This window comes from Pedobacter sp., from assembly GCF_045627485.1.
Taxonomy (GTDB): domain Bacteria; phylum Bacteroidota; class Bacteroidia; order Sphingobacteriales; family Sphingobacteriaceae; genus Pedobacter.
On the sequence record NZ_JAZQNU010000170.1, the window covers coordinates 1 to 9,380 of the forward strand.

7 protein-coding genes are annotated in these 9,380 nt (G+C 42.5%); 3 read left to right on the forward strand and 4 right to left on the reverse strand.

The window, feature by feature from the left end; translation table 11 throughout:
• From ACR2F3_RS13010 to ACR2F3_RS13020, 3 genes are all read left to right on the forward strand, one after another.
• A partial coding sequence (locus ACR2F3_RS13010; protein ID WP_432710405.1) for an efflux RND transporter permease subunit occupies positions 1-1,716 on the forward strand: 1,716 nt, incomplete at its 5' end.
• A 167-nt stretch (positions 1,717-1,883) separates the two neighbouring features.
• The gene (locus tag ACR2F3_RS13015) at positions 1,884-2,315 is read left to right on the forward strand and encodes a DUF2147 domain-containing protein (RefSeq protein WP_432710406.1); all 432 of its coding nucleotides are present in this window, start codon (positions 1,884-1,886) and stop codon (positions 2,313-2,315) included.
• Positions 2,316-3,326, forward strand: coding sequence for a WD40/YVTN/BNR-like repeat-containing protein (locus tag ACR2F3_RS13020; RefSeq protein ID WP_432710407.1), 1,011 nt, complete (start codon positions 2,316-2,318; stop codon positions 3,324-3,326). It abuts the gene before it with no gap.
• A 40-nt stretch (positions 3,327-3,366) separates the two neighbouring features.
• On the opposite strand, the gene ACR2F3_RS13025 is transcribed toward ACR2F3_RS13020, so the two are convergent.
• The 4 genes from ACR2F3_RS13025 to ACR2F3_RS13040 all read right to left on the reverse strand — a co-directional run.
• Positions 3,367-5,505, reverse strand: a complete 2,139-nt coding sequence (locus ACR2F3_RS13025; RefSeq protein ID WP_432710408.1) for a glycoside hydrolase family 97 protein — start codon at positions 5,503-5,505, stop codon at positions 3,367-3,369.
• Between the two features lie 50 nt (positions 5,506-5,555).
• Positions 5,556-6,734 carry a nicotinate phosphoribosyltransferase gene (gene pncB, locus ACR2F3_RS13030; protein WP_432710411.1) on the reverse strand — a complete coding sequence of 393 codons (1,179 nt, stop codon included), beginning with the start codon at positions 6,732-6,734 and terminating at the stop codon, positions 5,556-5,558.
• Between the two features lie 144 nt (positions 6,735-6,878).
• Entirely contained in the window at positions 6,879-7,058 is a 180-nt protein-coding gene (locus tag ACR2F3_RS13035; RefSeq protein ID WP_432710409.1) for a hypothetical protein, read from the reverse strand.
• Between the two features lie 231 nt (positions 7,059-7,289).
• On the reverse strand, positions 7,290-9,380 hold a 2,091-nt coding region (locus tag ACR2F3_RS13040; RefSeq protein WP_432710410.1), incomplete at its 5' end, for a cation-translocating P-type ATPase.

Here is a 9,380-nt window from a genome sequence, read left to right on the forward strand (position 1 = left end):
TTGTCACTTACTCCGGCATTGTGTTCGATCATGTTAAAACCGATGAAACTGAACAAAGAATCGAAAGGTTTGAATAAATGGTTTTATAAATTTAACATGTGGTTTGCCCGTGTAACCGCTACCTATTCTGAAGGCGTACGCTGGTCTTTGAAAAAAGCACCAATGGTAATCATCTTACTGGTATGTTTGTATGTAGGTACTTTGGCGATGTTTAATTCAAAGCCAACTGGTTTTATTCCGAGTGAAGATGCAGGGGTTTTTCTGATGGGTGTAAGTTTACCCGAAGGTGCATCATCTGGCCGTACAAACGCTTTTGTGGAAAGAATTACACAAACGATTCGTAAGGAAAATCCAGACGTGAAAAGTATTGTTTCCATTTCTGGTATTAACATTCTAAACTCTTCCTTTAAATCGAATGCGGCAACGTTTTTCGTGCAAATGAAACATTGGGACGATCGTAAGGTGGTGGTTTCAGAAGTGATTGCAAATGTGCAGCGCGCTTTCGCAGGTGATAAAGAAGGTAATGTATTGGTGGTACAGCCACCACCGATTCCAGGTTTAGGTAACAGTGGAGGATTCAGCATGCAGATTCAGGAACAACAAGCCGGCGACATCAAAAAGTTCGAAGGTGTAGTTGGAAAATTTCTGGGTGCAGCAAACCAACGTCCGGAGATTGCCATGGCCTATACGTTGTTTAGTGCGAATACGCCAAACTATAAACTTTCTGTTGACCGGGAGCAGGCTAAAAAAATGGGTGTTTCGGTTGGTGCCATCTACAGCACCATCGCTACTTATTTCGGTTCGAGTTATGTGAATGATTTTACTAAATACGGCCGGAACTTTAGGGTGGTATCTCAAGCAGATACGATGTTCAGAAAGAATATTGAAAACCTGAACAACATCTACGTTAAAAATATGAACGGCAATACCGTGCCTTTAAGTAGCATGGTTACCTATAAGAAAATAGAGAATGCGTCGATCATTAATCACTATAACCTTTTTAGGTCTATCGAAATTAGTGGTGCTGCAAAACCTGGATACAGTAGTGGTGAGGCTTTAGCTGCACTACAGGAAGTTGCTGCGCAAACTTTGCCAAACGGTTACAGTTATAACTTTTCTGGTTTGAGCTTGCAGGAACAAGAGGCGGGTGACAGTACAACATTAATTTATACGTTGATCGTTATTTTCGTGTTCTTGCTACTTGCTGCCTTATATGAAAGCTGGTCTGTACCTTTTTCTATTTTACTGAGTGTTCCTTTAGGTTTGTTTGGTGCCATCCTGGCCTTGATCTTCCTGCCTCATTTAGATTTAAACATCTACGCGCAGATTGGTTTGATTACCTTAATTGGTTTATCAGCGAAGAATGCGATTTTGATTGTAGAGTTTGCTAAAGAGCGTGTGGATTGGGGAATGCCTTTGATTGCAGCAACGATTGAAGCGGTTAAGCTAAGGTTGAGACCTATTATCATGACTTCCCTGGCATTTATTCTAGGTATTATTCCTTTGATCCTTTCCTCGGGTGCTGGATCAGCTTCCCGTCAAACCATTGGCTGGACCGTAGCAGCGGGTATGCTTTCTGCAACCATCCTGGCGCTGTTTATTGTTCCGGTGCTTTTTGTGCTGATTACTAAAATAGCTTATGGTAAAAAGAAACTAGCCGAATTAGAAGCTGGTTACAATCCGGAGGATCATAAAGATACCCTGCACGCCGACTAAGTTTATCGGATAACAGGTTAAAGTCCCTATCTAATCAATTAGATAGGGACTTTTTTTGTGTTTTATTTTTTCATGGAAAAATTATCATGCTGAATTTTATGTGTTAATTTAATTCGTTTATACCGTCTATATTTTTAAATTAGCTTAACTTAAAATAAAAAAACCGTATGAAATTTTTCTCAATTATTCTGTTACTAACGGCAATCACATTCTCAGGATTTTCCCAAAATAAAGATGCTATTGTAGGCAGATGGGTTAATCCATCAGGAGAGGCACACGTGGAAATCTTTAAAAAGAACGACAAGTATTACGGCAAGATGGTGTGGTTGAAGAACCCCAGAGACGAGCAGGGTGTAGCTAAAACAGATGCAAAAAATCCGGAACCGGGATTAAAATCACGTCCGCTTTTAGGCCTGGAAATGCTAAAAGACTTTGTTTATGACGATGGTAAATGGACTGATGGAAAAATCTATGATCCAAAATCGGGTAAAACCTATAGCTGTAACATTACGTTGAAAGATAATAACCAGATCAGTATTCGTGGTTACATGGGTATCTCGTTGATCGGTCGTTCTGAAACCTGGAAACGTGTTAAATAAATGAGATTCCTGTCTTTATTATTCTTCCTTTGGCCAGCAGTTGGCTTTTCGCAAAACTATCAGCTGGTGCCTCTGCCACCAGGCCCTAAAACAAGTATCCGCGGTTTGTCGGTCGTGTCAGATCAGGTAGCCTGGGTAAGTGGTAGTCATGGTTATGTGGGTAAAACTACAAACGGTGGGGCTACATGGCAATGGATGCAGCCTGAAGGTAAGGAAAGTCTCGATTTCAGGGATATCCAGGCCTTTAACAGCCAGAAAGCAATTATTGTTAATGCTGGTTCACCGGCGAATATTCTGGTGACCTTAGATGGTGGCAAAACCTGGAAAACTACCTACCATAACGCGGATCCGGCGATTTTTCTTGATGGCATGGATTTTTGGAATGCAAACCAAGGTATAATCTTCGGTGACCCTATTGAGCATCACATGCAATTGTTACGGACGAACGATGGGGGAATGAGCTGGACCAACATCTCTGATCGGCTAAAGTTAAATATGGCTGAAGGTGAAGCTGGCTTTGCGGCAAGTGGCACCACCATTAAAGTGCTTGGCAAGGGCAAAGTATGGATTAGCACCGGTGGTATTGCTTCGAATATTTATTATTCAAAAGATTATGGCCAACATTGGAGCAGGTATCCCTTACCGATCTGGTCGGGTGCTAATAGTACCGGCCCATTTTCTATGGATTTTTTAAATGAGCAACAAGGGATCGTAGTTGGGGGAGATTACTTACAGGACGAGTTAAACACCAACAATATTCTGTTAACCAGTAATGGGGGTAAAGAATGGAAAAAACCTAGGGTTCCGGTTACAGGTTACCGCTCGGGTGTGAAGTACATTAACAAGCGTTTGTGCATTGCTGTAGGCACCTCAGGGGTGGATATCTCTACAGATGGCGGACAAACGTGGAGATTGTTGTCAGAGTTAAGTTTTAATGCCGTAGGCGCCTCTAAAGACGGTAAACTTGTTTTGCTGGCGGGCGGAAATGGATTGATCTATAAACTTAAATAATTAACCGGGCCGTTTATGTTTTAAACGGCCCGGTTTATCATTAGATTTTCTTTAACTTTTTAGTTTCTGCAGAAACTTCTTCTTTAATACTGATCGCTGCGCCACCACCTGGAGCCAGCGGTTGTTTCAATACGCTTTTCGAATTGACCAATACTTTGCTGATGGCATAACTTTGTGGGTTTTTATCGTAGCTGGCGGTTTTTCCGTCTGCATAAATAGTAGCCACATAAGTTTTACCTTTTGGCAGGTAATCGAATCTGATGGTTGCAGTTCTTGCATTTTCATCGGTAATGGCACCAATGTACCATTCGTTTTTTCCTTTTGCTTTACGTGCAATGGTGATGTAATCGCCAGGTTCTGCTTCAAGCATGTAGGAATCATCCCAATCTACAGCCACATCTTTAATGAATTGGAATGCATCAAGGTGTTTGTTGTACGTTTCAGGTAAATCAGCAGCCATTTGCAGCGGGCTGTACATGGTTACGTATAACGCCAGTTGTTTAACCAGTGTAGTGTGTACAAAGGAATCATTATCCGGGTTGTAAGCACTAATTTTAGTCTGAAAAATACCAGGCGTGTAATCCATAGGTCCACCTACCAGGCGGGTAAAAGGTAAAATAGTGGTATGGTCGGCATTGTTACCACCAAAAGACTCATATTCTGTTCCTCTTGCAGATTCGTTAGCCAATAAATTTGGGTAGGTTCTGTTTAAACCTGTCGGTCTAACGGCTTCATGTGCGTTAACCATAATTTTGTAGTCAGCAGCCTTGGTGATGGCATATAAGTAATGGTTGTTTAACCATTGACCGTAGTGGTATTCGCCACGGGGAATGATGTCCCCTACATAACCACTTTTTACAGAATTGTAACCGTTCGCCACCATAAACTTATAGGCAGTATCCAAATGACGCTCATAATTGCGTACAGAGCTGGAGGTTTCATGGTGCATCATCATTTTAACACCTTTGGACGCCGCATAACGGTGTAATTCTTTCACATCAAAATCAGGATATGGTGTTACAAAATCAAATACATAGTCTTTTGTTTTACCGAACCAGTCTTCCCAGCCTACATTCCATCCTTCTACCAGTACTGCGTCTAATTTATGTTCTGCGGCAAAGTCGATATATTCTTTTACATGGGCCGTGTTGGCAGCATGTTTCCCATTCGGTTTAAGTTTGGTGTAATCTGTAACGCCTAGTTGTATACTCTCTACGTCGGTATAAGCCCAGGTGCTTTTACCGGTAATCATTTCCCACCATACACCAACATATTTAATCGGTTTGATCCAGGAAACATCTTCAAATTTAGTAGGCTCATTTAAGTTTAATACCAATTTAGAAGCTAAGATATCCGTAGCTTTATCACTAACGATGATTGTTCTCCATGGCGAATGGTGTGGGGTCTGCATGTAACCTTTGTCGCCAACGGCATCCGGTGTTAAAAATGACTCCAGGATCATGTTTTTATCATCAAGGTTAAGGTGCATGGTTGAGTAGTCTACCAGAGCTGCTTCGTGAATGTTAATGTATAAACCATCCTTGCTTTTCATCATCAATGGCGTTTGCAAACCTGTAGGAGAGAAAGGTGTTTGTGATGCGTTTGGGGTAACGGCGGCTTTCATCTTTCCCCTAACCTCCGATAGGTTAGTGGTCATTGTGCTGTATTCCTGTGTGTCATAATCGCCGGGAAGCCAGAAGGCCTTATGGTCTCCATGTAGAGCAAACTGTGTTTTCTCTTCCTTGATAATAAAATAATTCAGGTTTTTTTGTGATGGAAATTCATAACGGAAACCTAAACCATCGTTGAATAACCGGAAGCGTATTTTGATCGCGCGGTCTTTCTGTTCCTTTTGAGTAAGTGTGACAACCAATTCATTATAATGATTGCGAATGTTCTTCTGTTCTCCTAATACCGGACTCCAGGTTTCATCGAAAGAACTGGTTTGAGTATCGCTGATGGTAAAACCGTCCAGCATGGATGCAATATCTTTGGTTTCAATACCCATTGTGCTAGGTTTGATTACCGCGATATTTTTATAAGTTAACTGGTAGGTTGGAACACCTTTCCCGGATACGTTAAATTGCAATATAAAGTGCTTGTCGGGCGACTGTAGTATTTGTGCATTCACAAATAAGCCACAGGTGACTAACGATAATGTTAAAAAAAGTTTACGCATTTGTGTGTGTATTTATTATTGTAGTGTAAAGTATAATTGTATGTAAGTGATTATTGGATGTTGAGGATGGTCTTTGCAAGGCTGATCGCTTGTGGTGTGCCTGTATGTTTGCCTGGCTCATCAGAAAGTTTTACTACTTCCGTCCACTCGCCATCCTGTGGCTGTGCATCAGTCATTTTAATGACAATGTTCATAGGGGCGGGGCCGACATCGTTGGTCAGGTTGGTACCAATGCCAAAGGAGATTCCTATTTTGCCCTGGCAATAAGCTACAATACTTGCAACTTTATCATAATTTAAGCCATCTGAAAAAATAATTGTCTTTGTTTTTGGATCGATGCCTAGTCTGTTATAATGAGTGATGACTTTATCCGCAAACTGTAGCGCATCTCCACTGTCGTGACGCACCCCATCAAACAGTTTGGAATACATTTTATCGAACTGCTTAAAGAACACTTCTGTTGTATAGGTATCAGATAGGGCTATACCTAAGTCGCCACGGTATACTTCTACCCAGTGTTGCAGCCCCATGGCATTGGCCATTTTGAAGCCATAACGTGCGGCATGGAACATAAACCACTCGTGTGCATGGGTTCCAATGGGCTTTGTTTGATAAAGCATGGCCATGTGCACATTGCTGGTTCCAATAAATGCACCCTTTCCGTGTTCTTTTAAGGCGCTTAAAGCAAGTCGCTGCACATCGTATGCGTAACGGCGTCGGGTACCAAAATCGGCCACAGTGACTCCTAAACGCACAAAACTTTCTATTTTTCCCCGTGTAATGGCAATCACTTCCTCGTCACTGATTCGTACTGCATGATTCAATTTGTAATAAAGCTCACTGATCATTGACATGAGTGGTACTTCCCATAGGATGGTGCGGTACCAGAGGCCCTCAATATGTACTTCGAGCTGGTCGCCATGCTGTTCAATGTTAACTTCTTCAGGGTTAAAGTGATAACCTTCCAGGAAATCGAGGTACACCGGGTCCAGGTAAGGGCAGTTTTCCTGTAAAAACTGCTTTTCTTTCACAGTTAATCTTAGGGAAGCCATGTCATTTACGGATGCTCGCAGTGCTTTGTCAAAATCATGAGGAAAAGTGTGTTTCCCTCGGTTTATGAAAGCATAACGTGCTTTTGCGCCAGGAAACAACTTAATTACACCCTGCTGCATGGTGAATTTATAGAAGTCGTTATCGAGAATGGAAGTAAGCGAAAAAGTTGGTTTCATCTGCATATCCTGTGCGAAAAGCCCAAAGATAGGGTTTTTGAGCGGCATGTGGGGAAAGGCAAGGGTGCATGGGGTGTTGTTCAAACAAAAAACCCGGTTGCTCAGCAACCGGGTTTTTCTCTTCGTAGAACAACGTAGGCCTGATTACCAGGTTTTTTTGGTGGTATCAGTAGTTGTAGTGTCTGTTTGGCTTTTGTCCTTTTTGTCTTTTTTCTTCATGGATTTATCTTTCGTTCTTCCAGTAGAATCTTGACGGGTAGTGTCTTGGGCGTAAGTAGCAAAGGTAAATGCCGATAGTAAGGCCATGATCATTAGCTTTTTCATAGTTTTTTAATTTATGGGTTAAATGTTCAACCATCTCTTGAGTAACATCTTGGTTTTGCAAGCAACTTTAAAACGGCTGATTTTGTTTCTCAGATATACTTATGAAAATTTCGTGCCATTCCAGAATTACACTTCTAATGGGATAGCGGTGAAAAACGGGCCCAGTGAACAGGATTCTACTTTTTATCGATCTTCTGTCCAATGACAATAATAAAAATACGTATATATACCTTATGAAACCGTGTTTAGTACTCTTCTTCTCCGGCTGTATACCTTGTTACTCAGGTGTTTAACGACTTCAATTGCCGTCACCCCCACAACGGTCGCAATCAGTACCATTTCCATAGCTACCCAGCTCAGGCAAGTGGTTTTGAAAATCCCCTGAAGCAGGGGCATATATACAATTAACAATTGCAGGATTACCGTACCAGGTAGTACCCATAGCAATCCCGGATTTGAAAAAAGCTTTGCCCTAAGTATGGAGTGGTAGGTTATACGTACAGACATGGCGTTTCCCAGCTGGATAAAACAAAGTAAGGTAAATACCATGGTTTGCTGTGTACGGAGGTCGAATCCATTCTTTGCAGCCCAGAACTGTACCGCTAGTACTACCAAGGCCATTAACACTCCGGTAATTAAAACTTTTATTAAGATGCCCCCGGCAAATAGACTCTCACCTGGCGGTCTGGGTGGTAGTTTCATAATGTCCTTTTCTGCGGGTTCAGCAGTAAGAGCCAGCCCCGGTAAACCATCGGTCACCAGGTTAATCCACAAAATGTGAATGGGCAGCAAAGGCATGCCCAGTCCCGCAAACGGCGCGATGACGATGGTCAGAATTTCTGCCAGATTGCAGGAAAGCACGTATAAAATGAACTTTTTGATATTCTCATAAATTCTCCGGCCTTCTTTAACTGCTTTTACAATAGTAGCAAAATTATCATCCAGCAAAATCATGTCTGCAGCTTCCTTTGATACATCCGTTCCGGTGATGCCCATGGCGATACCAATATCGGCCTGTTTTAAAGAGGGCGCATCATTTACACCATCGCCGGTCATGGCCACGAACGCACCGGTTTGTTGTAATGTTTTTACAATTATTAACTTCTGCTCGGGTGATACCCTGGCATAAACGGCAATATGCTGTACTTCCTGTCGAAAGTTATCTTCAGATAGCTCACTGAGTTCTGCACCGGTAATGATGCGGTTCGCTGTGTCATCAATCATTTCCAACCGTTCGGCAATGGCATGTGCCGTGAGGGGCTGGTCGCCGGTGATCATCACCGTTTTTATCCCGGCATCTTTACATTCTCTGATAGCGGCAATAACCTCTTCACGGGGGGGATCGATCATAGCGACCATACCAAGAAAGTTGAGGTCCTTTTCAAGCTCATGGTTAAATGTAGCAGGCTTTTCTTCAAGCACCTTATAAGCAAAAAACAATACCCGTAAACCTTCGGTGGCCCATTCCCGGTTTATTTCCAGCCAACCTTCGGTTTTATCTTTATAATCATTAGCCAGCACTTCGGTTATTTTTACAGGTGCACCTTTACATAGAAGAATCCATTTATCTCCGTGCTGGTGAAAGGTGCTCATACGCATCCGGGTAGAATCGAATGGAAGTTTTTGCACCAGGGGAAAGGCATGGTCGACCGTTCTTTTAGACAGTCCTTGTTCCTGGGCGAAATATACCAATGCGGTTTCGGTAGAATCACCCAGGATATTACCGTCGTCAGAAAACCGCACTTCATTGTCGAGCATCATGGCGATATTCAGCATGTCGCCTTCCCCTTCAACAGCATAACGATGTTCGACCTTCATTTTATTTTGTGTAAGTGTACCTGTTTTATCACTACAGATATAGCTAACAGAACCCAGCGTTTCTACGGCAGGTAATTTTCTCATCAATGCCTTTTGTTTCACCATTCGGCTGGCACCATTGGCTAAAGCAATGGTAACTACAGCCGGTAAAGCTTCGGGTAGGGCAGCTACCGCTAAAGATAATGCGGTTAGAAACATTTCCAATGCTGGCTGGCCCCGAGACAAGCCCATTCCAAAGACCACTAGACAAATAAAGATGACCACTACGGCCATTTGTTTGCTAAATTTTGCCAATCGTTTTTGTAGTGGGGTCTGCTGTTTTCCTACATCGAGCATCCCGGCAATCTTACCTATTTCGGTATTCATACCAGTGCTGGTTACAATTGCTTTTGCGGAACCGTTGCTCACAATGGTCCCTTTAAAAACCATGTTCAGCTGATCACCGGGGCTCGCATTCGCCTCATCAATAGGGTCTGTAATTTTATCGATCGAATGGCTTTCGCC

Coding starts and splice junctions, on each gene's coding strand:
- ACR2F3_RS13015 (WP_432710406.1), top strand. CDS start 1,884: ATGAAATTTTTCTCAATTATTCTGTTACTAACGGCAATCACATTCTCA.
- ACR2F3_RS13020 (WP_432710407.1), top strand. CDS start 2,316: ATGAGATTCCTGTCTTTATTATTCTTCCTTTGGCCAGCAGTTGGCTTT.
- ACR2F3_RS13025 (WP_432710408.1), bottom strand. CDS start 5,505: ATGCGTAAACTTTTTTTAACATTATCGTTAGTCACCTGTGGCTTATTT.
- pncB (WP_432710411.1), bottom strand. CDS start 6,734: ATGAAACCAACTTTTTCGCTTACTTCCATTCTCGATAACGACTTCTAT.
- ACR2F3_RS13035 (WP_432710409.1), bottom strand. CDS start 7,058: ATGAAAAAGCTAATGATCATGGCCTTACTATCGGCATTTACCTTTGCT.